Origin of the sequence: Niveispirillum lacus (genome assembly GCF_002251795.1) — a bacterium.
GTDB classification, from domain to species: domain Bacteria; phylum Pseudomonadota; class Alphaproteobacteria; order Azospirillales; family Azospirillaceae; genus Niveispirillum; species Niveispirillum lacus.
The window spans coordinates 65,378-91,220 of record NZ_NOXU01000032.1 but is presented as its reverse complement, the minus strand read 5'-3'; the positions used below and the strand labels follow the sequence as shown (position 1 = coordinate 91,220).

Genomic DNA, 25,843 nt, shown 5'->3' with positions numbered 1-25,843 from the left:
TGAACGATGTTCAAACTATCGGGCCTGCGCCGTATTGCTTCTGGTAATTGGCCCTGATGACCGGCGCCCAGGGGTGCTATAGTGGTGTTGTCGGTTAAAGGGTCACCTGTTCCATGAAAAAGATCATCCTGCTTGTTCTGGCTTTGCTGGTGCTGGTCGGCGCTGGTGTCGGCGGCTACGTCATGTTTGGTCCCAAGGCACAGAAAGAGGGGGAGGAACATGTCGAAGAGAAGCCCAAGAAGAAGGAGCGGACCGGCCCGCCTGTCTTTGTACAGGTGGGCCCAATGATTGTTCCGGTTCTGGGCGCCAAGACGGTGGAACAGAACATCATGATCACCATCAGTCTGGAGGTGGATGATGATGCGGCCCGTGATCAGGTTCGCCAGCAAAGCCCGCGGCTGGTCGATGCCTATGTCCAGGCCCTGTATGGCGGTATCGACAAGGGTCAGGTGATCGACGGGCAGGTGCTGAATATCCCGGCGCTGAAGACCAAACTGATGGAGACCACCGAAAAGGTGCTGGGCCCCGATGTGGCCCATGATGTGCTGATCCAGTCGGTCAGTCAGCGCCCCGTCTATTGAGGTCCGGCTGAAACGGACCGTTGCAGCCGTCAATCGCACGGAAATCCAATTGGCTATATCCTGATTTCCCAACGATCCAGGACGGCCCGTAATGCCGGGGTCACCGGCAGGCTGGCGTAAAGATCGGTATTGGTATGGTGCCAAGCCCAGGGCACCACATGGTCGGGCAGGATGGTGGGGCGGGAATTCAGGGCGCCGAACCAGTCCCATTCCCCCATGATGTCGATGACGGTCCCGAACCGTCCTGGCATGCCGATGCGGGCGCTGACAGTCACCAATGCCGCCTTGTCCGCCAGGGATTGCGCCGTTTCGGGCGCCTGCTTCTCCAGGGCATACAAGGCCTCTGCCAGGACAAGGTTACCCTTGGAGTGGCCGGTCAGCAGCCGGAAGTCGAAGCCCGGTTCTGTCAGCAGCGACAGAACGGTCTGGGTATCGCGGCTGCTGCGCAGCAACAGGTCACCCAGGCCGTCGACGCTGGCGCTGCCGGGTGCGGTCAGGCGATCAAGCGCCTCGAACCGGTGGCGCAGACCGTTCAGCATGCCAAAGAAGAAATAGCCGCCCAGGGCTTCGGTCACCAGATCGGACAGCCCATAGCCAGAGATGACGGCAACCACGGGGCCGCCGATCGCATCGGCCACGTTGCGCGCGAAAGCCGCCGTGCCCAGGGCGGAGCTGCCGACGCCAGCGATGGCCAGTGCCTTCAGTGACCGGCGTTCTGCTTTGTTGATGTTCGCGGGACCATCCACCAACCGCAAGGGCCCGGCGTCGCTGGGTGGGACGATCAGTATCTTGCCCTCCGCCCCCCAACGCGGCGCGATGGCCCTCGCTTCCGCAGGGGTGATGACCTTCACGTCGTAGAAAATCCCATCGAGGAGGGCGTTGCGCCTGCGGAACCCTTCCAGCAAACTTTCGCGAGCGGGAACCGGCGCGTCAAACTGCGCCGGCAGGTCGGCCAGTCTGGCGGCAATGGCGGCACCCAGAGGGCGGATGAAGCTCTGCTGCTCACCGGTAGACATCATTCGATCTCCCCCTTGCTGCCCGATATATATTTTATGTTTATAATTGATATGCTTTCCCACCAAAAGGGGGCGTTTTTCATATGCCCCGTCATCGTGCGAACCGGGCCGGGCCGGCCGTACCGCGCGGAACGCCTTGATCCATTTGGATAACGTGGCGTATTGCCGCATTCAAAAACGCATGGCATGCTTGCGCCCGCCTAATGCCGCCGGCCGTCCGGTCATCAAAACAGAAGCGGCATCTTCAACAGGGTAAGGAAACGACATGACCACGCAAGTGCTGTACTTCGTGCTGGCATGTGGGGTGCTGGCCATTCTTTATGGGCTGGTAACGGCCCGTGCCGTGCTCTCCGCCAGTCCGGGCAATGCCCGCATGCAGGAAATCGCCCAGGCCATCCAAATCGGGGCCGGCGCCTATCTGAACCGTCAATATACCACCATCGGCATCGTCGGAGTCGTGATTGCGGTGCTGGTCGGGGTGCTGTTGGGCGCCAAGGTTGCCATCGGCTTCATTATCGGTGCCGTTTTGTCAGCGGCGGCTGGCTATATCGGCATGAATATCTCAGTGCGCGCCAATGTCCGCACGGCGGAAGCCGCGCGCCAGGGGCTGGCGCAGGGTCTGTCGCTGGCCTTTCGCGCTGGTGCCGTCACGGGCATGCTGGTGGCGGGTCTGGCCCTACTGGGGGTCGCGGGCTATTATGTCGTGTTGACCGGGATGGGGGTGACGGGCCGCGAACTGATCGACGCGCTGGTGGCGCTCGGCTTTGGCGCCTCGCTGATTTCCATCTTCGCGCGTCTGGGCGGCGGTATCTTTACCAAGGGCGCCGATGTGGGCGCCGATCTGGTGGGCAAGGTCGAAGCCGGCATTCCCGAGGATGATCCGCGCAATCCCGCCGTGATCGCCGACAATGTCGGTGACAATGTTGGCGACTGCGCCGGTATGGCCGCCGACCTGTTCGAGACCTATGCCGTGACCGTGGTCGCCACCATGGTGCTGGCCTCCATCTTCTTTGCGGGTCAGGCAGTGCTGGAGTCGGCGTTGATTTATCCGCTGGCCATTGGCGGGGCCTGCATCATCACCTCCATCATCGGCACCTATTTCGTAAAGCTGGGTGCGTCCAACAACATCATGGGTGCGCTGTATAAGGGCTTCATCGCCTGCGGTCTGCTGTCGCTGGTCGCCATCGGCGGCGTGACCCATTATGTCCTGCCCGAAGGGTTCCAGACCGTATTCACCACCGGTGATGGGGTGACCTTCACGGGCCGGCACCTGTTTTATTGCGGTCTGATCGGTCTGGCCGTGACCGGCCTGATTGTCTGGATCACTGAATATTACACGGGCACCAACTACCGCCCCGTGAAGTCGGTGGCGCAGTCCTCCACCACCGGCCATGGCACCAATGTCATTCAGGGTCTGGCCGTGTCGATGGAATCGACGGCCCTGCCGGCCCTGGTGATCTGTGTGGCCATTATCGCCTGCTTCCTGCTGGCGGGTCTGTTCGGCATTGCCATTGCGGTGACCAGCATGCTGGCCGTGGCGGGCATGGTGGTGGCACTGGATGCCTATGGTCCTGTCACTGACAATGGCGGCGGCATCGCAGAAATGGCCGACCTGCCCAAGGATGTGCGCGTCACCACCGATGCGCTGGACGCCGTCGGCAATACCACCAAGGCCGTGACCAAGGGCTATGCCATTGGTTCCGCCGGTCTGGGGGCCCTGGTTCTGTTCGCGGCCTATAACGAGGATCTGAAGTTCTTCATCGCCAATGCCGCGACATATCCCTATTTCGATGGGGTGACGGTGGATTTCAGCCTCGCCAATCCCTACGTCGTCGTCGGCCTGATCCTGGGCGGCCTGCTGCCCTATCTGTTCGGTGCCATGGGTATGACCGCTGTGGGCCGCGCCGCCGGTTCCGTGGTGGAAGAGGTGCGCCGTCAGTTCCGCGAGGATAAGGGCATCATGGCGGGCACATCCAAGCCCGACTATGGCCGCGCGGTCGACATGCTGACCAAGGCGGCCATCAAGGAAATGATCATCCCCTCATTGCTGCCGGTGCTGGCACCGGTGGTGCTGTATTTCCTGATCGCCGCCATCGCGGGCAAGGGGGCGGCGTTCAGCGCCGTTGGCGCCATGCTGCTGGGCGTGATCGTCACGGGCCTGTTCGTCGCCATTTCCATGACGTCGGGCGGTGGCGCCTGGGACAATGCCAAGAAATATATCGAAGAGGGCCACCATGGTGGCAAGGGCTCGGACGCCCACAAGGCGGCCGTGACCGGTGACACTGTCGGCGACCCGTACAAGGACACGGCCGGTCCCGCCGTGAACCCGATGATCAAGATCACCAACATCGTGGCGTTGCTGCTGCTGGCCATCCTGGCCCACGGCTAGCCGCCACAGGCTTTTGCGCGACCCCGGTCCGGCAACGGACCGGGGTTTTTTAGGGTCAGAACCCGGCGTCGGCCGCCAGCAAGGTCGACAGTTTCGGCGTCACCGACCATTCCTTCACCAGGGTCTGGTACTCCGTCAATGCGGCGGCGTCCGGCTTTACCCCCGTCCGTACGGCCCGCAGCAATGTATTGCGGGGCGTATGTTCGGACGGCACGAATTCGATGATCTCTGTCCTGTATCCTGCCTGCCGCATCAGGCTGGCGCGCAGGGCATCGGTCAGCATGTCGGCGAACCGTTCACGCAGGATACCGTGGCGGGTCAGCAGGCCGTAAGCGGCTGGTGCTTCCCCCCCGCGTAGCTGCTTTTGCAGATCATGGTGGCAGCAGGGCGCTGCCAGCACATATTTCGCCCCCCAGGCGACCGCACGGGCCAGGGCATCATCGGTTGCCGTGTCGCAGGCATGCAGGGCCAGCACGATATCGGCCCCGTCGACGGGCGCGTCGGCAATCGTGCCTTCGATGAAATGCAGCCCGTTCCAGCCCAGGCCAGTGGCCAGTTCGCTGTTGCGTTCGCGCGCCTGGCGTTTGGTATCGACACCGGTGAAATCCACATCCAGTCCGCGAACATGGGACAGGAAACGGTATGCGGCGAAGGTCAGATAGGCATTGCCACAGCCAAGGTCCACCACGCGAAGCGGCCGGTCGCCGGGAAACACCGCGCCCTTCAGCACGGCGTCCAGGGCGCGGATAAATTCCTCCACCTGGCGGTACTTATCCTGACGGGTGGGTTTGATCCGGCCTTCAGCATCGGCGATGCCGACGGCGCGCCAGAACGGGTCTGCGGGGTCCAGCAGGCGTTGCTTGGCCCGGTCATGGTCCAGGGTGCGTTCATTAGGCGCGGCGGCGGCTGTGCGGCTGACCATGGCTTCACCCTTCTTTGTGATGCGCACCTGCATGGTGGTACCGAGCGTTTCCACATGCCAATTGCCCATGCCAAGGGCCAGCAGATCATCGACGGCCTTTTCGGCGGCGGGGCCGAAGGCGGCGTTGCTTGTATGGGCCTGACGGTCGTCATACGCCACGGTCTGCAGATGCGGACCCGCCTTCAGCGCCACAGGACGCAGTTCGACCCGGCGCCAGGGGGGCGCCATGTTGCGCATGCGTCCGCTGGCCACCGCACGCACCAGCCTGTCCCCGTCCAGCAGCAGCGCACGGAGTTCTGCAAGGGCAGGGGCGAGGGGGCTGGCCATGGCAACAATCATCAAAGACGGAACAGGGCCGGCAATGTACCGGCCACGCTGGTGCGGCGACCAGTGCTAATCACGGGCGCCAGTCCGGATCATAGGGCGGGCGATCCATCTGCAATGTCTCCCCGTTGCGCACATACCAACCCCGCCCATGGGTCCGGCCGATCAGTTTCATCGCTGGCGTGTCGATATGGTGATTGGCAGCATCCAGGATGAACCGGTCGGCGATGTGGGCGGCCAGCACCTCCCCCAGGATCAAGGTCTGTTTTGGCCCTGTTTCAATCACCGTATGGCGGCGACATTCAAAACTGGCGGGGGCACTGGCGATCAGCGGGGCACGGATCAGGCTGGCGGGAACGGTATCGATACCGGCATAGGCCAATTCATCCACCTCCGGTGGGGCGTCGGCGGAACAGCGGTTCATGCGCTGCGCATCCTCCTCCGATACCAGATTCACGGCGAATTCGCCGGTCGCCAGGATATTGGACGTGGTGTCTTTCAGCCGTCCATCCGGCCGGTGCATGATGCCCAGGGCCAGCAGCGGCGGATCATCGCCGACCATGTTAAAGAAACTGAAGGGGGCGGCATTGCGCACCCCATCAGCCGAAACACTGGTCACCCAGGCGATAGGACGCGGGGTGATGGTGGCGGTCATGATCTTGTACCGCGTGGCGGTCGGCAGGTCGCGCAGGTCAAAGCGCATGGGACGGTCCTTGGTTGCGGAATTCCTGCTTCAGTTAGGGGTGGGGCGCCGGGAGCAGCAAGTGGGTGGTCGCGCAACCCAGTAAAGGCTCTCACGCGGGGACAAAAATACCTGACAACAGATGTCAGGTAAGGGGCCTTACAACAGGCGCTGTCCCTCAGCGATGGAGCAGCCATGATGTCCGCCGATCACCATACCCCCCTTGTTCCAGCCAATCCCCCGGCAGGAAGCCCGCATGATTTTGCCTTTCTGAACGGTCACTGGCATGTACGGCACCGCAAGTTGAAAGCGCGGTTGGTCGGTTGCGACACATGGCTGGAATTTGCCGGGTCGTGCCATGCCTGGGAATTGCTGGAAGGCAGCGGTAATGTCGATGACAACAGGCTGGAGGACCCGACCGGCCCCTACCGCGCCATCACCCTGCGCCGCCTCAGCCCCCTCACAGGCCTTTGGAATATCTGGTGGTTCGACCAACGGTTCGATGCGGTGGGCGTGCCCATGCAGGGCGGGTTCCAGGATGGTGTCGGCACCTTTCTGGCTGATGAGAGATTTGACGGCCGTTGCGTCAAGGTCCGTTTCATCTGGTCAGCGATCACACCCGTATCGGCCCGGTGGGAACAGGCCTTTTCCGCCGACGGTGGCGAAAGCTGGGAAACCAACTGGGTGATGCTGTTCGAGCGCGCGGCGTGACAGCGCCATCACAGCGCCGTTGGCCGGGCAGGGCCGGGCCAACGGCGCTGGTGGTTGGTTTATTCCGCCGGCAAGGCATCGCCAATCAGGGCAAGGTTCTGATAGGCGGCCAGTCCCCATTGCGAAACGCCATTGGTGGACATACCCGCCACCTCATCCACGGGGTTCAGGACCATATTGCCGGTGATGGGTGTGCGGGTGCCGCCAATCTGCTCACCTTTATCGAAGAATTCTGTCCAGGCGCGGGACGCCAGGGCAGGGTCGTTCAGGTGATGGGCGGCATAGGCGGTCAGTCGGGAATGGGCCAGACGCAGGCCGCGCCCGCGCACATCTTGCCCGAACCGTGCCCGGAACTCCGCTGCCGGCGCATTATAGAAGGTACAATATTCCAGCCACGCAGCCCGATAGTCAGGCACATCCAGCAGGGCCAGCAACTCAGCATGGATCTCGACGGCGCCGAACACGGCAGACAGGTGGGAGATGCCGATCCTGTCGCCGGGTCCGGAGAATTTGCCTGTTTCCAGGTCGTAGGGGGCGCCGCCGGCCAGCCAACGATGCTGCAGCGCCGCGATACTGCGCATGCCATTGACGATACGGTCGCGCCACCGTTTATCGCCGGTCCGCTCCCATTCGGTCAGCCAAGCGGCGACCAAGGAGGACCAGGTGGTGCCGAACCCGGCCTCAATCACACCGGGTGGCGTGGGATTGGGCAGCTTGCGGCTGATATCGACCCTGGCCAATGTCTGGTCGCTGTCCACCAGATCGCGCATCAGGTCGCCCACCCGTTCATCGGCGGTGAGATAATAATAAATGCGGCGATAGGCGGCATTCGATACCCGCGGCTGTTTGGAACTGTCGGCCCAATGCTGGACCCCGTGGCGGGTGCCGAACCCTTTAAACGGGCCGATATGGCAGACATCAACCTCGCCCGTGTGGCGTGTCATCGCCTCTGCCAGACGGAAAATGTCGGCGCGGCCCGTGCGCAGGAAACTGTACCAGAGCCAGAGATCGGGGGAGAGTTCAGAATTGGCCCAGGCATAACCGCCAATGTCATAGCGCCATTCATGCCGGTCGCTGTCATAAGAATGCATGACATCGCCATAGTGCCAGAACCCATACCAGCGGCGCTGTTCCACCTGATCACGGTATAGCGCCAGCAGGAAATCGGCCTGATCTTCAATCCGTGTGCGGGCAGGCGTAAGACGGCTGACCAGATCCCAGTCGCCAAAGATCGGGACAGCGCGCAGCCGGGCGGGCGGTGCCATCAGGCGCGGTGGGGCGTTCAGAATGCCGGCCACGTGCGTGAACCAGTCACGCGATGGCGTCGCGGGCAGGGACCAGAGGTGCAGTTCGGTGGTGCGGGCAATTCCATAGGGCCGCCCCCAGCCTTCCTCATAATCCTCATATGTGATTTCCAGGGCTTCGCGTTCCTGTGCATGGGTCTTGATGCCCAACCCATCATGATAGAAACGCAGGTCCATGGCGGGCGCATCGGGTGACCAGAGCCAGGCGGTCAGTTCCGCTGTTTCCGTGGCTGCGTTACGCACATCCAGCCGGGCGGGATGGCGTTTCCAGAAATCGGCCATGGCCACGGCTGCACCCCCCGCCGCTCCGCCAATATAGGCCAGTCCGCCCGCACGGCGGCCCGACTGTGCGTCGATCCAGCCATGGCCGGGCTTGGTGCGTTTGCGGATGGCAAAGCCGTCCGCATTGGCCTGCGATAAGGTAAAGTCACCCCAGGTCGGGATCAGGTCCAGCCGCTTTGACACCGTCTCTGCCATGCCGGACAGGGGCGGGATGGCGCGTCCATCAATCTGCGCCTGTCGATAATCCTTGCCAGGGTCACGGCGCAGGCCGGTCAGGGGGCGGATAGCCTCGGCCCACAGCCCGTCACCCTCGCCGGTGAACCGCACATGACGGTCGTGCGGCGCGTCGGACATGGCAACCGACGCGGTGACGCCCAGACCGCGAATGAAATCCTTCTTTTCATCCCCGTCAAAAATGAACGAATGCACGATACGGACGGACTCCGCCCCGGCATAAAAGTAAAGCCGGACGGTAAAGGGCAGCCAGGAACGTTCCCCGTCTTCGTGGCTGCCTTCCAGCTTCACCACGGCCCGCACAGGCCCGCGCTGTTCCACCGTTATGGCCGTGACGGTCCCGATGGACCGACGCTGGCTGACCGTCTGTGCCTCCGTCAGGTCGGACTGGTCCTGCGATAGACACACAAGGCGCAGATCCCGCAGGATCGTCTGACCATTGACGGTGGCGCTGTCGATCAACCGGTCACCGCGCACCGGGATGCGCCATTGCCGAGGACCGGTGCTGATGGTGATGGCCTCGGCCCCTTCGGTCACCTTCACCGGTTCTGCTGGTGCCGCCGCCTTGCCGGCCGACAGGGTCAGGCCGGACGGACCCGCCCCAGCCGCGATACTGTGCGCTGACCATTTCAGTGAGCCGTCAGGCCAGGTGGCCAGCGGCCAGGACTGTACCGGCACTGCCACGCCCGATCCGTCGGTCAGGCGGAAACGCTGTGCCGGCCTGTAAAGGCCCTGTGGCCAGGGCACCCCCCACGTCTGACCCAGATGGCGGGCCGGTGCTGTACCGTCGATCCAGCCGATAGGCGTATCTGGGGCCGACGGCTTGGCCTGCACGGACCCACCCGCCGCCCCTGTTGCCAAGGCCGTCAGTGCCGTCGCCTGCATGAATTGCCGCCGGTTGAAGCCAGGCACGCCCATCATTGTTTCCTTCCTGATATTAAAATTTACCACAATATGATACATCATCCTTAATATTGGAATTCAAATGTCATCTGGATCAGACTAAGCTCTGGAAAACCTGTTCAGGGAGGAAAGATTGGCGACCCGGAAATGGCTGACAGCCGCTTTGTTGTGCGGGATTGCCGCGATGCCGGTGACGGCACGGCCGATGGAAAAGCTGGATCGTGGTCTGGTGGCCGTGACAGCCGAGGGCGGGGTGCTGGTGGGGTGGCGTTTGCTGGACAGCGATCCGGCGGGAGCTGGGTTTGACCTTTACCGTGACGGTCGCAAGCTGAACGCCACGCCGCTGACCCAGGCCACCAGTTTTCTGGATAAAGGAGCGGATGGCACAGGCCGGTATGAGGTGCGACGCGTGGGCGAGGCTGCGGGTGCGACCGCCAGCGTTTGGCGCGATGGCTACCTGTCCATCCCCCTGCAGCCGCCTGCCGATGGTGTCACGCCGGCGGGGGAAGCGTATAGCTACAATGCCAACGATGCCAGCGTCGGTGACCTGGATGGCGACGGGCAATATGAGATCATTCTGAAATGGGACCCCAGCAACGCCAAGGATAATGCCTTTGGCGGCTACACGGGGTCAGTGATCCTGGATGCCTATCGGCTGGACGGCACCCGGCTGTGGCGTATCGACCTTGGCCACAACATCCGGGCTGGCGCCCACTATACCCAGTTCCTGGTGATGGATTTTGACGGCGATGGCCAGGCAGAACTGGCCGTTCGCACCAGCGATGGCACGGTGGATGGAACGGGTACTGTGCTGGGGGACGCCAAGGCCGATTGGCGATCGCATGACGGGGAAGTGCCACAGGCCGACCGTACCGGCGCCACCACCACGCCCGACGGGCGCAAGGTGGCCCGTGTGCAAGGTCGCATCATGAAAGGGCCGGAATATCTGACCGTTTTTGACGGTCGGACCGGCAAGGCCCTGGCCAGCGCGCCATACTGGCCCGCCCGCCATCCCGACACCAACGACCCCACACCCGACCAGATGCAGGCGATCTGGGGCGATGGTTATGCCAACCGTTCCGACCGGTTCCTGGCCGGTGTTGCCTATCTGGACGGGAAACTGCCCAGTATGGTGATGGCACGGGGGTACTATACGCGCACAGCCATCGGGGCCTGGGACTGGCGCGATGGCAAACTGACCCCGCGCTGGCAATTTGACAGCGCCACACCGGGCAACGACGCCTATGCTGGGCAGGGCAATCATCAGCTTTCCGTCGCCGATGTTGATGGCGATGGCAAGGACGAGATCATCTACGGCGCCATGGCGCTTGACGATGATGGCACGGGCCTGTGGTCGTCTGGCTTGCTGCATGGTGATACAATGCATGTGTCGGACCTGGACCCGCTGCGTCCGGGTCTGGAGAAGTTTGGCGTGCATGAGGTGCCGTCGCGCAATGGCGGCATCGGTGCTGCCATGCTGGACGCGGCCACCGGCAAGGTGCTGTGGTCCACCCCCACCGACAAGGATACGGGCCGGGGTGTCGCCCTGGATATCGACCCGCGTTCGCCGGGGGCAGAGGCCTGGGCCAGCAACAGTCCCAATCTCTACAGCGCACAAGGCACCATGATCGCCGCCACCCGACCGCGTCAGGTGAATTTCGGCCTTTGGTGGGATGGCGACCTGTCACGCGAACTGCTGGACAAGGAACAGGTCCTGAAATGGGACTGGAAGAAGGGAGAGGCGGTTCCCCTGCTGTCCCCGCCCGATGTGTCGTCCAACAACGGCACCAAGGCGACACCCGCCCTGTCCGCCGATATCATCGGCGACTGGCGGGAAGAGGTGATCTGGCGGACCAAGGATAACCGGTCCCTGCGCATCTACACCACGCCATTTCCCACCGCATACCGTCTGGTAACCCTGATGCAGGACCCGGTCTATCGGCTGGGTGTGGCGTGGCAGAACGTCGCCTATAACCAGCCACCGCACACCAGCTACTTCCTGGGTACGGGCATGAAGATGCCCTGATACCGGCGTGCGGCTGTTGCCGGCCATCGGGAACAGGCTCTCCGGGTCGTTGGCCGCTGTTCCAACGGTGCGGCGGCAGCGGTAAATCATCATTCCGGGTCGCGTCTGGCAGGGTCAGGCGCGACCCTTTTTATTGCAGGCCAAGGGGATTGATGCCCGTTTGGTTGACGTGATTGGCACGGAATAAAAAAGGCCGGCGCGTTTCGGCGCCGGCCCGTGCTGAGATCACCCCGGTGATCAGTACTTATAGGAAGCACCCGCATAGAAACGCTTGCCGGAATAGGCCAGCTCGCCCAGGCGGATATCGTCACCCGACGTCGTGCGCTCCGCCTCACCCGTCAGGTTCTTGCCTTCGATGAAGAAGGACACCCCGGTGTCGCCCAGACGGTAGGTGGCCTTGGCGTCCAGATAACCGGTGCCGTCGCGGAAGACAGGATTGCCCGAGCGTTCGGCAGCAGCCTGCAGCCACTTGGTACGGCCATTATAGGCGACGCGGATATTGATGCCGTCCTTGTCGTAATAGGCGATCAGGTTGTAGCTGTGCTTGGAGAGGCCGGGGAACGGCAGTTCCTCGCCCGTCAGTGAATTGAACAGACCCACATCCTTGGCGCGGGAATAGGTATAGTTGACGCTGGCGCCCAAACCATCGAACGGCGAGGGCAGGAAGGTGAAGGCCGTTTGGGCCGACAGTTCCAGGCCGTCAATTTTGGCCCCGCCACCATTGATCGGCATGGTCACATCAAACAATGCGCCATCATTGAACAGTTCGATGTTACGGACCAGCGTCCGAGCCAGAATAAAGCTCTTCACATCCTTGTAGAAGTAGGACGCGTTGAGCAGCGTATCGGCATTGATGTACCAACCGACATTCAGATCATACTGGTCGGCGCGATAGGGATCGAGGTCCGGGTTGCCCGACGTGCAACTATCCAGCAGGTTGTCGGCCTGACCAGCTTCGGTCAAGTCAAACAGGCAGTTAGACGCTGGCACCAGATCGGTGGGCTTGGGCCGCGCCATCACCTTGGCCCAGCCGACACGGGCAATCACCTCGTCCGGGATCAGACCAAAACTCATATTGAAGGCCGGCAGCGTGTCGGAATATTTTTCAACGATGGAAACCGGCGTCACGCCCACCGTCACGATGGTGGTGATGGGCGAACCGGTGGTGGTGGTCCCCGTCTGGCGGCGTTCGCGGCGGGTCAGTGCGCCGGAGGCCGTCACTTCCGTTTCCACATAACGGACGCCAAAATTGCCAGAAACCGGCATGTCGCCAACATCGAATTCAAAATTCGCCTTGGCGTAACCAGCGGCCACTTCCTCATCAATGTCATGGGCGGGGATCTGGTCGCGGCCATTGGCACGACGGATCAGATCATGATTGAAGCCTGAAACATCGAACCAGTCGCCGATCTGGCGCACCTGAGGTGCCATCCAGCCATTGGGCACATTGCCGATGTTGCCCTTATAGCCGGAATAGAAATTCTGCGGCGTCTGATGCGCCGTTGCGCGGACAAAATCCACAAGCTTCTGCGGGGTCCAGATCAGACCATTATTTGTGGCACCCAGCGCAACGTTGGAGGTGACATTGGCAGAGGGCACAACGGTGCCATCGGTCGCCGTGTAACCGCCACCGGTATAACGCAGCGAACCGGTCTTACGCCACTGCCCACCAACTTCCAGGGTGGTCAATGACCAGCGGTCGAGGCTGTAATCCAGGTCCAGCTTGGCGGCATCCTCTGTGGTCTCCACCTCTTCCGGGCGATACTGTATCCCGGCACCACCGTTGCGGTAGGTCTCCGGATTGGACGGGTCAAACCCGGTCGGGAAGGTGAAGGTCGGAATGCCATTGTCCGACAGGGTCACCCCGATATTCGGCACGGTTGCGCTGATCGCGACGGAATTGCTGTCGCTGTGCATCGTGCTTTCAGCGGTCGAGAAGAAGCCCGTCGCAACCAGGCTTTCACCAGACCAGTTGAAACCACCCGTGTAATATTTGGATTCCAGCGTGTAGTCGAAACCACGCATCTGCGAGCCGAAAATATTACCCGCGCCGGTCGTGCTGGTCGGCGCGGTCGCGGCGGTGGTCAGCGCGATGACATTGTGATTCTCATCAACCGACACGCCCACGGGGTTGATGCGCGTCGCAGCGGTCAGGTCGATGGAATAGTTATAGTCGGTCAGGAACTGGTCTCGCTTGTTCCAGTTCACATCGGCATAGACATCCAACTCCTCCGTGACCTGATATTGCAGCGTCGTCATGGCCGAGACGCGCTTATCATTGCGGTACCACATGCCGTAACGCGGAATGCGCGGTGACAGGTCGTACCATTGCGATTCACAGGTGGTGCGATTGGCGGCCGTGCTCTGGCTGGCACAGGCCGCCTTAGTCGCCACACTCTCGAAACCCGCGACATTGCGGGTCTTGTTGGGGGAATTGTCGTAGTCAGCCAGCGCCACCCATTCGGTGTTGCGCAGGAAGTCGCCGCGCGTATCAACATCATCATAGGTAACGTTGACCAGCAGACCCAGCCGGTCATCCAGATACTTGTCACCAAAGGTCAGGTTGCCGCGCGGGGTCACGCGCTTCTGCAGGTCCAGATACTGGCCCGCGGCCGTGACCGAAAACAGGGTCCGCCGCAGTTCCAGCGGGCGGCGGGTCTGCACCGACACCGTGCCGCCAACGCCGCCCTCCGTCATGTCGGCGGTGAACCCCTTGAAGACATCGATCGATTTGATCAGTTCCGACGCCATGTCACGCAGGTCGGCACCACGCGAACCGGTCCCTGCACCGCCAAGGACGGAAACGCCGTTGATTTCCACACGGTTCAGGTCAGGTTCAACGCCACGGATAGAGACCGACTCACCCTCGCCAAAGGAGCGGGACAACTGAACGCCGGTGATACGCTGCAAGGCCTCGCCGACATTCTTGTCGGGGAACTGCGCCACATCCTCCGCCACCAGGCTGTCGACAACCGTATTCGCCTTCTTTTTGCGATCGATGGCAGATTGCAGCGACAAACGGGTGCCGACAACGATGATCTCTTCCAGTTCAATCTTCTCAGCCGGGGCCGTCTGTGCCACGACAGGCAGGGAAACCGCTGTCATCAGCAGGCCCAAGCCCGCGCTGGTCAACAGATTTCCCGACCGCGCGGCGCGGCCCATTGCGTATGCCATCTCTAAACTCCTCCCCACAAGGTGGGCCGCTGGTTGACCGGGCGGCCAGGGTGTTTTTGGTGCGTCGTACACCGGAAGGGCCCAAGGCGCATCCCCAGCCGGTGCGGTTTCAACATATGGAACGTAATCCCATAAATAACATAATACCAAAATGTGGCCCGCGAAAGCGTATTATGGGACCACTATCCAAAATTCTGCCAGATTGTGACAGAAAAAATACCCGGCCGGGACCGACCCGACCGGGAGAGATAGGAGGGAAGCAAGGTGAATATCACCTGCAAATCCGACGACCCACCATTGGGCGGGCAGATCGGAGACCGACCGACGGAGAGCCGCCGGACGGTAGAGAACGGGGCGTGTCGGGCGCCGTTGCCAAAGCAACACACGACCAGACAAGACCCGAAAAGGCGTCGGCAGGAACGACAGGACCGGACGGCCATGCAGTCACTTTCGACGGCCCTCACCATGGCGCACTTTTACCCCCCTGGCAAGCATATTTTTTCATATGTCAGAACAGATAATCACAATATGGGATTTGCTGGGGCTCAGCGGTTTTCTGACAGAGAGGTCGCCAGCGCGATCGGTTAAATTTCGATCGGATAGAAATCTCATATTGTGTGATGACTATCCACATTGTATGACTAAATTGTATGATATTTAGGATGGCTCCATAGAAGGGCCGCCGCTAATGGCAAGGGAGTGGATCCATGACGCCCATTGCGTTCCGCATGAAGCTGAAGCCTGGACATGTTGCCGAGTATAAACGCCGCCATGATGCGCTCTGGCCCGATCTGGCCGCAGCGCTGCGCGATGCCGGCATTTATGATTACTCGATTTTTCTGGATGAGGAGAGCCTTTCCCTGTTCGCCGTGCTGCGGCTGACAGAGAATAACAAGGCCGACGAACTGCCCAAACTCCCCGTCATGCGCCGCTGGTGGGACTATATGGCCGACATCATGGATGTGAACCCGGACAACAGCCCCGTGCAGGTGCCGTTGCCCAGCATGTTCTATTTCCCGTGATCGAGGTAGCCTGACCCATGACGCAGATTTCCCGCACCGCGCGCCGTCTGGCGCTGATTCTGGCTCCGCTTCTGTCACCGGTGGCAATGGCGGCGGATGCCCCGTCCTATATCCTGACATCCTTCATCAATGGCGATGCCAAGTCGATGTCGGTTTACCGCTCAACCGATGCGGTGAATTTCACGCTGGAAAAGGCCGAGGCCTTTAAGCCGCCGCAAGGGCTGCTGCGTGACCCCAGCATCATCCGGCACAAGGATGGCTGGTACTATGTCACCTACACAACAGACTGGAACAATGACCTGATCGGATTTGCCCGGTCGAAGGGTCTCAAAGACTGGACCTTCCTGGGCAACCACAAGATCAGCATTCCCGGCACCACCAATAGCTGGGCGCCGGAATGGTTCGTGGATGAGGATGGCTCGGTCCATATCATCCTGGCCGTGTCGACCAATGGCCCCAACGGGCAGTTCAAGACCTACCGCCTGACCGCCACCGATGACAGCCTGTCCAAATGGACGGAACCGTCCGTGCTGCACGGGCTTGGCCCCAACCATATTGATGCCAAGATCATCAAAGAGGCGGGGCGCTACTACGCCTTCATCAAGAACGAAACGACCAAGTTCATCGAACTGGCGACGGCACCGACGCTGGATGGCCCCTGGGTATTCATCCGCACCGGCGACTGGGCCGGGTGGGGCACGCTGGTGGAAGGGCCGGCGGTGGTCAAGCGGCCCGATGGTGGCTGGCGTATCTATTTCGACGAGTATGTCGACAAGCGCTATTGGTATAGCGACAGTGTCGGCCCTGGTTTTACCGGCCAATGGGCGCCCAAGGTGGAACTGCCAGGTGGACTTTCGGGTAAGGTTCGTCATTTCACCGTGCTGAAGGACGGGCCGCCGGAAAAGAAGGCGCTCCCCGCCCCGGTGACGACGCCTGTCACCTGGGACCGCTATTCCCTGAAGATCGGCGGAGAGCGGGTGTTCAGTTGGGGCGGGGAAATGCACCCGTTCCGCCTGCCCAGCCCGGATCTGTGGCGCGACGTGTTCCAGAAGATGAAGGCTTCTGGCTATAACACCGTCGCCATCTATTTCGGCTGGGGTTATCACTCTCCCAAGCCCGGCGTGTACGACTTTACCGGCGTGCGCGACATGGACCGCGTGCTGACCATGGCCAAGGAGGCGGGGCTTTACGTCATCGTCCGGCCCGGTCCCTATATGAATGCCGAAGTCACACGTGGTGGCTTCCCCAGTTGGCTGGTCAAACAGCAGGCGAGGGCCCGCACCGACCATCCGGAATATCTGGCGGCGGCCAATGAATGGCTGACGGCCATCAATGCCATCCTGAAAAAGCACCAGATCACCGATGGCGGTGGCAACATCATCGCCTATCAGATTGAAAATGAACTGGATGTGACGCAGCCCACCCAGCAGCGCTACATGAAGTTTCTGTATGATAAGGCGCGGGCCGACGGCATCACGGTGCCCATCTTCCATAATGACAAGGGCCGTAACGGCATCTGGGTGCCCAAGGGCAGCAATGTGCCGGGCACGGTCGAAGGCCCGAACGATCTCTATGCCTTTGACGGCTATCCGGGCGGGTCATGCGATGTGGACGCCACGGTCGGCAAGCCGAACCTGGCGCCCGACTGGGGTCTTTACGGTCCCGGCGGGGCCTCGGGCGGGGCCAGCGCCTCTCCCAATACACCGGGTTTTGCCGCAGAGTATGGCGGTGGCTGGTTTGATTATTGGGGCAGCAATGGTGCCTATAACTGCAATGCCCAGCGTCTGGGCAGCGGCTATCAGCGTGTGTTCTACGGCACCAATATCGCCAATGGCCTGACCATTCAAAGTTTCTACATGACCTATGGCGGGACCAGTTGGGGCTGGATGCCGGCGCCGGTGGTCTATACGTCCTATGATTACGGCGCCGCCATTGACGAGGCGCGGGGCCTGCGCGAGAAGGCACGCGGCATCAAACTCATGGGCCATTTCCTTCAGACGGTGAAGGATTTGACGCAGATGGACCGCGCCACTGGTCTGGTGCCCAGCAACCCCAAAATCCGTCTCTATCACAATGTGAATCCGGAGACCGGCACCCGTCTGCTGGTGGCCACGCATAATCCGAACAATGGGCAATTCGATGAGGCTTTCAGCTTCAAGGCGGCATTGCCCGATGGCGAATACACGATCCCGCAGGCCGGCACGCTGCGCCTGAAGGGCCATGACGCCAAGCTGTGGATGGCCGGGTACAATCTGGAACGGCAGCGGCTGGTCTATTCCACCTCGGAGCTGTTTACCCATCTGCGCCAGGGGAATGGTGACCTTGCCCTCCTTTATGGCCGACAGGGCGAAGACGGGGAGACGGTTCTGCGTTACAGCAGTGCCCCCACGGTGACCGTGCTGGACGGTAAGGTGGACAGCAGCTTTGACGCGGCCAAGGGCGATCTGCGCCTGAATTACAGCCACCAGGGTCTGGCCCGCGTGCGGATCAGCGGCGGCGGTCGTCCTGACCTCACCTTGCTGATTGCCGATCTGCCCATGGCCGAGACATTCTGGCGGCAGGAAACCAAGGATGGTGTGTTGCTGCAACGCGGCCCCACCCTGGTGCGCACCGCGTCGGTCAAGGGCAAGACCCTGGACCTGACCGGCGATACCGAAAGCGACAGCCCGCTGGAGGTTTGGGCACCCGAAGCGGTGACGTCGGTGCGCTGGAATGGCGCAACGGTCGCCATGGAAAAGGGCATCGGCGGCAGCCTGATTGCCCGCAAGGATCTGTCCGGTCCCGTTGCGGTCACTCTGCCCGACCTGACCAAGGCAACCTGGCGCTTCCAGACCGGATCGCCGGAGGCCGCAAAGGATTTTGACGACAGTGCCTGGGCTGTGACCAAGCCGGGCCGCACGGCCAGCTTTGTGAAGCCGCCGGGTGGTCAGCCATTGCTGAACATGGACGACTATAATTTCCACCATGGCGATGTCTGGTACCGGGGCCGCTACACGGCGCAGCCGGGCGTGTCCAAGCTCGACCTGCATTATGGTGGCGGCGGGGCCGGCATGGTTCAGGTCTGGCTCGATGGCCGCTATATCGGTCAGCATGTGCTGCCCACCGGTCTGCCGCGCCCGCCGGGTCAGGGTCTGGCGACCTTCACCATACCGGAAGATTTGCAGGCGCCGGGTGAACGGGTCCTGTCGGTCATGGTCCGCAACAATTCCCACCATTGGGATCTGGACGCCGATGATTTGCATAAAGAAGCACGCGGCCTGATCTCCGCCTCGCTGGCCACGCCCACGGGCAAAAGTTTTGCCATCCCCATAAGCTGGAAGATCCAGGGCAATCTGGGCGGCCAGGACATTGCCGACCCTGTGCGCGGGGTGTTCAACAATGGCGGCCAGTATGGGGAGCGCCATGGCTGGCATCTGCCCGGCTTTGATGACAAGGGCTGGACCACGGCGGCGGTCCCGGCAACGACGGCACAGCCCGGCACTGTCTGGTACCGCACGGAGTTCAGCCTTGACCTGCCAAAGGGTCAGGATAGCGCCATTGGCCTGTCGTTCGGTGATACCAGCGTCCCCCGGTCGATTGGCTCCTATCGTGTGCTGATCTTTGTCAATGGCTGGAACATGGGTCAGTTCATCGCCGATGTCGGGCCGCAGCGGACCTTCGTGCTGCCCACCGGTATCCTGAACCCCAATGGCAAGAACACGCTGGCCCTGGCTGTCACATCCGATGGCAAGCCACAGGACGGACTGGAGGCCGTGCGTCTGGTCAGCCTGCGCAATGCCCGGTCATCGCTGGTGGTGGGCACTGTACCGGCGCCGGGATACAAGGAGGTGGTGAAGTGATAGAGAACCTTCTCCCTTCTGTTCCCGCCATTCCGGCGAACGCCGGGCTAGTCTAGCCGCAAGTCTGCCGGTCAGCCGGCGCCCTGCGACCCAACCCCACTCTTAGCGCCCTTGGCCCCTGGGTCCCGGCATTCGCCGGGATGCCGGGGGAAAGGCGGATCACCAACCCCAAGATTACGTCCCCAGGAAAGACCGATCCCATGCCTAACCTCGCCCATGGCCTGCAGGCCGCAGATGTGACCCGCACCATCGACCTGTTGATCAGCAATCTGGTCGATATCAAGGATGAAACAGGGGAATTCCTGCTGCGACTGGAGGATGGCCGCGTCATCGACACCAAAGGCTGGAATGACTGGGAATGGACCCACGGCATCGGCCTGTATGGGATGTGGAAATATTATGAGATGACGGGCAACGAGCGGGCCTTTCAGATCATGCTGGATTGGTTCCGCGACCGTTTTGCCGCCGGCACGCCCACCAAGAACATCAACACGGTCAGCCCCTTCCTGACCTTGGCCTATCTCTATGAGAAGACGGGCAACCAGACCTATATCCCCTATCTCGACACCTGGGCCGAATGGGTCATGCATGGTCTGCCCAAAACGGAGGAGGGCGGGTTCCAGCATATCGTGTTCAACAGCGAGAACCCGCAGCAGCTCTGGGATGACACGCTGATGATGTCGGTGCTGCCGCTGGCCAAGATCGGCTTGCTGCTGAACCGTCCAGAATATGTGGAGGAGGCCAAGCGCCAGTTCCTGATCCACATCAAGTATCTGTTCGATACCAAGACGGGCCTGTGGTTCCACGGCTGGACATTCGACGGTCGCCACAACTTTGCCAATGCGCTGTGGGCGCGCGGTAATTGCTGGGTCACCATTGCCATCCCGGAATTCATTGAACTGCTGGACCTGAAGGCCGGCGACCCGCTGCGTACCTTCCTGATCGACACGCTGGAAAACCAGATCAAGGCGCTGGCCAAGTACCAGACCGAGGATGGCCGTTGGCACACATTGATCAACGACCCGACCTCGTATCTTGAAAGCTCGGCCGCCGCCGGCTTCGCCTATGGCATCATGAAGGCTGTGCGCAAGCGCTATATCAGCGCGGATTACGAGCCGATGGCCATCAAGGCAGTGCATGCCGTCCTGAACAAGATTGCGCCGGACGGAGAGCTGCAGGAAGTGTCGTTTGGCACGGCCCTGGGCAGCGACCTCCAATACTATCGCGACGTCAAGCTGACCTCGATGCCTTATGGCCAGTCGCTGGCCATCGTCTGCCTGACGGAAATGCTGCGCCGGTTCATTTGAGGACGGACGCCGTTGCGGCTTTGAGATTGTCAGGGCGCGGGTCTCCCCCCCGCCCTGACCCGCGGGCCTTCACAGGATAACGACAACACCCCAGAGGAAACTCCGATGAGCCAGCGTAGTGTGAAGCCTATCAATTACCTGGCCTATGGCGCCAACGACATCCTGGGCGCGGGATCAATGGCCGTCATCAGCGGCTGGATCCTGTTTTTCTACACGACCTTCTGCGGCCTGTCGGCGACGCAGGCAGCGGCGATCTTCGCCATTGCCCGACTGCTGGACGCCATTGTCAGCCCGATTGTCGGGCATCTGTCGGATAATTTTTATCGCACCCGTCTGGGCCGCCGGTTCGGCCGTCGGCGCTTCTTCTTGCTGATCTGTATCCCGCTGGTGCCGTCCTTTGCCCTGATGTGGGTCAGCGGCCAGGGGTTCTGGTATTATCTGGCCACCTATGTGCTGTTCGAGACGGTCTATGCCATTGTCCTGATCCCTTATGAAACCTTGGCCGCCGAGATGACCAAGGATTATAAGATCAAGGCCAAGCTGGCCGGCATCCGCATCCTGTTTGCGCAAAGCTCCGCCATCGCTGCCGGTTTCCTGCCCGCTGCCATTGTCGGCTGGGCGGGTGGCAAGGACAGCGCGGATACTTTCTTCATCATGGGTGTGATCTTCGCGGTGGTGTTTGCCGTTGTGCTGGCCTTCACCTGGGCCTTCACCTATGAGCGGTCGGTGGAGGAAGTGGAGCAGATGAAGGCCGGCGAACCGGTCCTGACGCTGGGCGACAGTTTCCGCAAGCTGTACAGCGACCTGTTCTCCACCCTGAAGATCCGTGCCTTCCGCCTGCATCTGGGCATGTATCTGGGCGGCTATATCAGCCAGGATGTGTTCAACGCGGTCTTCACATATTTCATCGTCTTTGTGCTGGCCGGGTCGGTGTCAGAAGCCTCCAACTTGCTGGGCAGCATGTATATCGCACAGCTTTTTGCCGTGGCGATGTTCATCCAGCTCTGCCTGCGTATCCATCCCGCCCCGTCCTACCGGCTGGCCGTCTGTTTCTACATCCTGGGTGTTCTGGGCTTCCTGGCGATCCATTTTGTCCGGCCTGAAAACCTGCATCTGTGGCTGTTCGTGCCCATCATCCTGTCGGGTCTGGGCCGGGGTGGTTTGAACTACATCCCCTGGAACACCTACAATTATATGGCCGACGTGGATGAGGTGGTGACCGCCAAGCGCCGCGAGGGCATTTTTGCCGGTGTCATGACCTTCATCCGCAAGGCCACCCAGGCTGCCGCCGTGATGGGCGTGGGCCTGATCCTGGAGGCCGGTGGCTTCATGCCCAAGGCCGAAACCCAGAGTGCCGAGGCCATCAACACCATCCTGGCCGTCATGGGCATCGGTACGATCGGCGTGCTTCTGGCCGGATTTGCCGTATCCCGCCGCTTCCAACTGGATGGCCCGCGCCATGTGATCCTGATGGAGGAAATCGCCCGCTTCAAGGAGGGTCAGAAAGAGACCACGCCGGAGCGTCGCGCCATCCTGGAGGACCTGACCGGGTGGAAATATGAGCGGCTGTGGGGGCGGTGAGAAGTCCCTACGTTCCCCTTGCTGCTTTCCCCGCGCAAAGCGGGGGCCCAGGGGCCACTGGCGACCACGTTTCAGTGCAAACGGCCCCTGGATCCCCGCTTTTGCGGGGGAGGCAATAAGGTAGAGACCTGGCTTCAAGATTCTTGACCGGAGCAGTCCCATGACCAGCCTGCCCATCGTCGATCCCCACATGCATCTGTGGGATTTCACGCGTCAGCATTATTCCTGGCTCATGGACCGGCCCCTGCCGTCCAACGCAGCGGGAAATGTGGAGCCGATTGCTACCCCCTATGGCCTTTCGGACTATTTGGCGGACACTGCCGGGTATGATGTGCGCGGGGTAGTGCATGTGGAGGCGGGCGCCAATCCCGCCCATGCCCTGTCAGAGACGACTTGGTTGCAGGAAGTGGCCGATCAGGGGCGTCTGCCGATGGCCCTGGTCGCCTTTGCGGCCCTGAACGACCCGGAAGTGGAAGCGCTGCTGGCTGGCCATGCCGAGCATGCGGCCGTGCGCGGCATCCGGCACATCATCAACTGGCACAAAGACCCGGCCAAGACCTATTCGGCCCGTGATGTGATCGGCGATGCCGATTGGCAGCGCGGCTACGCCCTGCTGGCCAAATATGGCCTGTCCTTCGACCTGCAGATCTACCCGTCTCAGATGGATGTTGCGGCACAATTGGCGGCCCGGCATCCGGATATTCCCGTCATCGTGAACCATGCGGGCATGCCAACGGATCGGGATGCCGATGGTCTGGCCCTGTGGCGTCAAGGCCTGGCCCTGTTGGCCGCACAGCCCAATGTCGCGATCAAGGTCTCCGGTCTGGCCATGATCGACCGGCAATGGACCCTTGAAAGCCTTCGCCCCTTCATCCTCCACACCATCGACGCCTTTGGAGCGGATCGCACCATGTTCGCCAGCAACTTCCCAGTCGATAAGCTTTACGGCGCCTTTGGCACGCATTACGCGGCCTATGACGCCATCACGGGTGACTTCACGGATGCGGAACGGCGGGCGATGTTCGCTGGCAATGCGGCCCGCATCTACCGTCTGGCGGTGACGTTATGAGGGGGCTGACGCGGCGAGAACTGGGCCTCTCGGCGCTGGCCGCCGGCGCGTGGTTCGCCCTGCCAGCGGGAGCAGCGGTCGGGCCGGAACGACCGGGTGCCTATATCATGGGGGCCGACATCTCCTGGATTCCGGAGGATGAGGCGGCGGGCGCAGAATTTTACCTGAACGGCCAGCGCCAGGATATCTTCACCATTCTCACCGGGGCCGGGTTCAACTGGGTGAGGCTGCGCCTATTCGTCAATCCGGAAAATGGCTATTCGTCGGGAAAGAAGGACAGCCCCTGGTGCGGTCTGGAACAGACCATCAAGCTGGCCCAGCGGGTAAAGGCGGCGGGGATGAAGATCGCCCTGACCTTCCATTATTCCGACACATGGGCCGACCCGCAGCATCAGGAAAAGCCCGCTGCCTGGGCGTCCCTGTCCTTCCCCGATCTGGTGAAGGCGGTGGCGGCGCATACACGCGACAGCCTCTCTGCCATGAAGGCAGCGGGCGTGGCGCCGGACATGGTCCATATTGGCAATGAGGTCACGTTCGGCATGCTGTGGCCTGACGGGCGTGTGGCCCTGCCGGTGCCGACCGGCAACCCCGCCACCGATGCAGTGCATCTGAAGCCGGAAGGCGTTGGCGGCTATGATCAGTTTGCCACGTTGCTGAAGGCAGGGATCAACGCCACGCGGGAGGTTCTGCCCCAGGCCAGCATCATGCTGCACAACCATCTGGGCCGACATTGGGTGATCGTTCGTGAATGGACCGACGCGCTGCTGGCGCGCGGGGTCACCTTCGATCTGATCGGCTTTTCCTGCTATCAGCAACTGGCGGAAGGCGACTGGGAGCGGACCTTCACTGAGTTCGTGAAGCGCTATCCGCAATTAGGCTTCTGTGCGGTCGAATATTCGGGCCGCAAGGAATATATCAACGATCTGGTGTTCAACGCGCCTGGTAAACGCGGCTGGGGCAGCTTCATTTGGGAGCCGACCCGGCATCAGGAGGCCGTGTTCGACAAGAATGGCCGCAATGCCGGGGGCGGGGCCAAGCCCAATCTGCTGTCGCAAGGTATCAATGCCGCCGAGGCACCGGGCGCGGTACAACCCGGCAGCGCGCCGCCACCGCCGCCGCCGCCAGGGCCCAAGCGCCATGGAGAGGGCGGGCGGTATGACGCCAACCAGTTCCTGGAGCTTTATCGCGGTCTGTCAAGGAAGTACGGGCTGATCTGATGATGCGCTGGGGGGCCTTGATACTGCTCTGTCTGGGGATCGCGATGCCCGCCCGCGCAGAACCTGATCGCTGGGAATTCCGCTTCGCAGGCCAAGGTCCCGGCACACCGGTGACGGCGACGGAAACCTATGATCCTGTAAAGGGCTATGGTTTCGAACCGGGCCTCGCACCCGGCGGGGACCGGCCCTTTCGGTTCTCCGTCAAGGTGCCGGAGGGCAATTACCGGGTGACGGTGACGCTTGGCGATGCCAGGGCCAAGGCGCGGACCAGCGTGAAGGCGGAAAGCCGTCGTCTGATGCTGTGGGGTGTGGAGACGGACAAGGGCCGGTTCGATACCCGGTCCTTCATCGTCAATGTCCGCACCACGGCCCTGCCGCCGCCGCCACCAAATGCGCCGGGCGGCACCGCCGTCCGCATAAACGAGCGGGAGGTGGGGACGCTGCATTGGGACGACAAGCTGACCCTGGAATTTGCCGATAAAACCCCGCGCGTGGCGGCGGTGACGGTGGAGAAGGTCGAGCTGCCGACCCTCTATCTGGCCGGCGACAGTACCGTGACGGATCAGCCCGCCGAACCGGGTGCCAGTTGGGGCCAGATGATCACCAGCATGCTGACGCCCGAAATCGCGGTCGCCAACCATGCGGAGTCTGGCGAGACGATGAAGAGTTTCATCACCGGTCTGCGCCTGGACAAGATCCTGTCCAGCATCAAGGCCGGCGACACGGTGCTCATTCAGTTCGGCCATAATGACAGCAAGTCGGCCTGGCCGCAGACCTATGTCGATGCCGCCTCCACATATCCCGCCTATCTGCGCGTTTTCATCGCCGAGGTGCGGCGGCGGGGTGCGGTACCGGTTCTGGTGACCTCGCCCCATCGCCGTACCTTTGACGCGGCGGGCCGTATCACCAACAGCCATGGCGATTATCCCGATGCCATGCGCAAGGTGGCGGGGGCGGAGGGGGTGGCGCTGATCGACCTGAACGCCCTGTCGAAGGAGATTTATGAAGCGTTGGGACCGGAGATCGCCCCGCGTGCCTTCAGTAATGACGGCAAGGACGCCACCCACCACAATAATGTCGGCGCCTGGCTGATGGCCCGCGCCGTGGTGGCCGGGATCATGGCGAGCGATCTGGCACTCAAATCCCATATCCGCCGCGATCTGCCACCGTTCGACCCAAGGCACCCGCCGGGGCCGGATGCGTTGAACCTACCCGAAAGCCCGGTCCGGTCGGAAGTGACGCCACGGGGCAACTAACCGA

16 protein-coding genes are annotated in these 25,843 nt (G+C 61.8%); 11 read left to right on the top strand and 5 right to left on the bottom strand.

The window, feature by feature from the left end; all coding sequences use genetic code 11:
• Positions 1-113: 113 nt before the first annotated feature.
• On the top strand, positions 114-581 hold the full coding sequence (locus tag CHU95_RS19765; RefSeq protein WP_094458075.1) for a flagellar basal body-associated FliL family protein: 468 nt from the start codon (positions 114-116) through the stop codon (positions 579-581).
• Between the two features lie 53 nt (positions 582-634).
• On the opposite strand, the gene CHU95_RS19760 is transcribed toward CHU95_RS19765, so the two are convergent.
• Positions 635-1,600, bottom strand: a complete 966-nt coding sequence (locus tag CHU95_RS19760; RefSeq protein WP_094458074.1) for a hypothetical protein — start codon at positions 1,598-1,600, stop codon at positions 635-637.
• Between the two features lie 262 nt (positions 1,601-1,862).
• Here CHU95_RS19760 and CHU95_RS19755 point away from each other — a divergent pair, with 262 nt between their 5' ends.
• Positions 1,863-3,986: a sodium-translocating pyrophosphatase gene (locus tag CHU95_RS19755; protein WP_094458073.1), complete on the top strand. Its 2,124-nt coding sequence runs from the start codon at positions 1,863-1,865 to the stop codon at positions 3,984-3,986.
• Positions 3,987-4,041: 55 nt separating this feature from the next.
• On the opposite strand, the gene CHU95_RS19750 is transcribed toward CHU95_RS19755, so the two are convergent.
• Positions 4,042-5,235 carry a class I SAM-dependent methyltransferase gene (locus CHU95_RS19750; RefSeq protein ID WP_094458072.1) on the bottom strand — a complete coding sequence of 398 codons (1,194 nt, stop codon included), beginning with the start codon at positions 5,233-5,235 and terminating at the stop codon, positions 4,042-4,044.
• A gap of 70 nt (positions 5,236-5,305) precedes the next feature.
• Complete coding sequence (locus CHU95_RS19745) at positions 5,306-5,935, bottom strand: flavin reductase family protein (protein ID WP_094458071.1); 630 nt, start codon at positions 5,933-5,935, stop codon at positions 5,306-5,308.
• 174 nt (positions 5,936-6,109) lie between these two features.
• Between CHU95_RS19745 and CHU95_RS19740 the strand changes: the two genes are divergently transcribed.
• Positions 6,110-6,625, top strand: coding sequence for a hypothetical protein (locus CHU95_RS19740; RefSeq protein ID WP_207762561.1), 516 nt, complete (start codon positions 6,110-6,112; stop codon positions 6,623-6,625).
• A 59-nt stretch (positions 6,626-6,684) separates the two neighbouring features.
• Here the strand turns inward: CHU95_RS19740 and CHU95_RS19735 are convergent, their stop codons facing one another.
• Complete coding sequence (locus CHU95_RS19735; protein ID WP_207762560.1) at positions 6,685-9,366, bottom strand: exo-rhamnogalacturonan lyase family protein; 2,682 nt, start codon at positions 9,364-9,366, stop codon at positions 6,685-6,687.
• Positions 9,367-9,481: 115 nt separating this feature from the next.
• Between CHU95_RS19735 and CHU95_RS19730 the strand changes: the two genes are divergently transcribed.
• On the top strand, positions 9,482-11,374 hold the full coding sequence (locus tag CHU95_RS19730) for a rhamnogalacturonan lyase (RefSeq protein WP_281255177.1): 1,893 nt from the start codon (positions 9,482-9,484) through the stop codon (positions 11,372-11,374).
• Positions 11,375-11,611: 237 nt separating this feature from the next.
• Here CHU95_RS19730 and CHU95_RS19725 read toward each other — a convergent pair whose 3' ends face one another.
• Positions 11,612-14,548, bottom strand: a complete 2,937-nt coding sequence (locus CHU95_RS19725; protein WP_094458070.1) for a TonB-dependent receptor — start codon at positions 14,546-14,548, stop codon at positions 11,612-11,614.
• Between the two features lie 707 nt (positions 14,549-15,255).
• On the opposite strand from CHU95_RS19725, the gene rhaM reads away from it, so the two are divergent.
• The 7 genes from rhaM (at position 15,256) to CHU95_RS19690 (ending at position 25,839) form a co-directional block, all read left to right on the top strand.
• A complete protein-coding gene (rhaM, locus tag CHU95_RS19720; RefSeq protein WP_094458069.1) occupies positions 15,256-15,570 on the top strand; it encodes an L-rhamnose mutarotase in 315 nt (104 codons plus the stop codon).
• A gap of 17 nt (positions 15,571-15,587) precedes the next feature.
• Positions 15,588-19,409, top strand: coding sequence for a beta-galactosidase (locus CHU95_RS19715; protein ID WP_207762559.1), 3,822 nt, complete (start codon positions 15,588-15,590; stop codon positions 19,407-19,409).
• Between the two features lie 200 nt (positions 19,410-19,609).
• Positions 19,610-20,716: a beta-galactosidase BglB gene (bglB, locus tag CHU95_RS19710; RefSeq protein WP_094458068.1), complete on the top strand. Its 1,107-nt coding sequence runs from the start codon at positions 19,610-19,612 to the stop codon at positions 20,714-20,716.
• Between the two features lie 105 nt (positions 20,717-20,821).
• Positions 20,822-22,297 (top strand): MFS transporter, encoded by a 1,476-nt coding sequence (locus tag CHU95_RS19705; protein WP_094458067.1) that lies wholly within the window; start codon positions 20,822-20,824, stop codon positions 22,295-22,297.
• Between the two features lie 160 nt (positions 22,298-22,457).
• Complete coding sequence (locus CHU95_RS19700) at positions 22,458-23,366, top strand: amidohydrolase family protein (RefSeq protein ID WP_094458066.1); 909 nt, start codon at positions 22,458-22,460, stop codon at positions 23,364-23,366.
• Entirely contained in the window at positions 23,363-24,583 is a 1,221-nt protein-coding gene (locus CHU95_RS19695) for a glycosyl hydrolase 53 family protein (RefSeq protein ID WP_094458065.1), read from the top strand. Before CHU95_RS19700 ends, CHU95_RS19695 begins: the two co-directional genes overlap by 4 nt.
• Positions 24,583-25,839 carry a rhamnogalacturonan acetylesterase gene (locus CHU95_RS19690; RefSeq protein ID WP_207762558.1) on the top strand — a complete coding sequence of 419 codons (1,257 nt, stop codon included), beginning with the start codon at positions 24,583-24,585 and terminating at the stop codon, positions 25,837-25,839. Before CHU95_RS19695 ends, CHU95_RS19690 begins: the two co-directional genes overlap by 1 nt.
• Positions 25,840-25,843 lie beyond the last annotated feature (4 nt).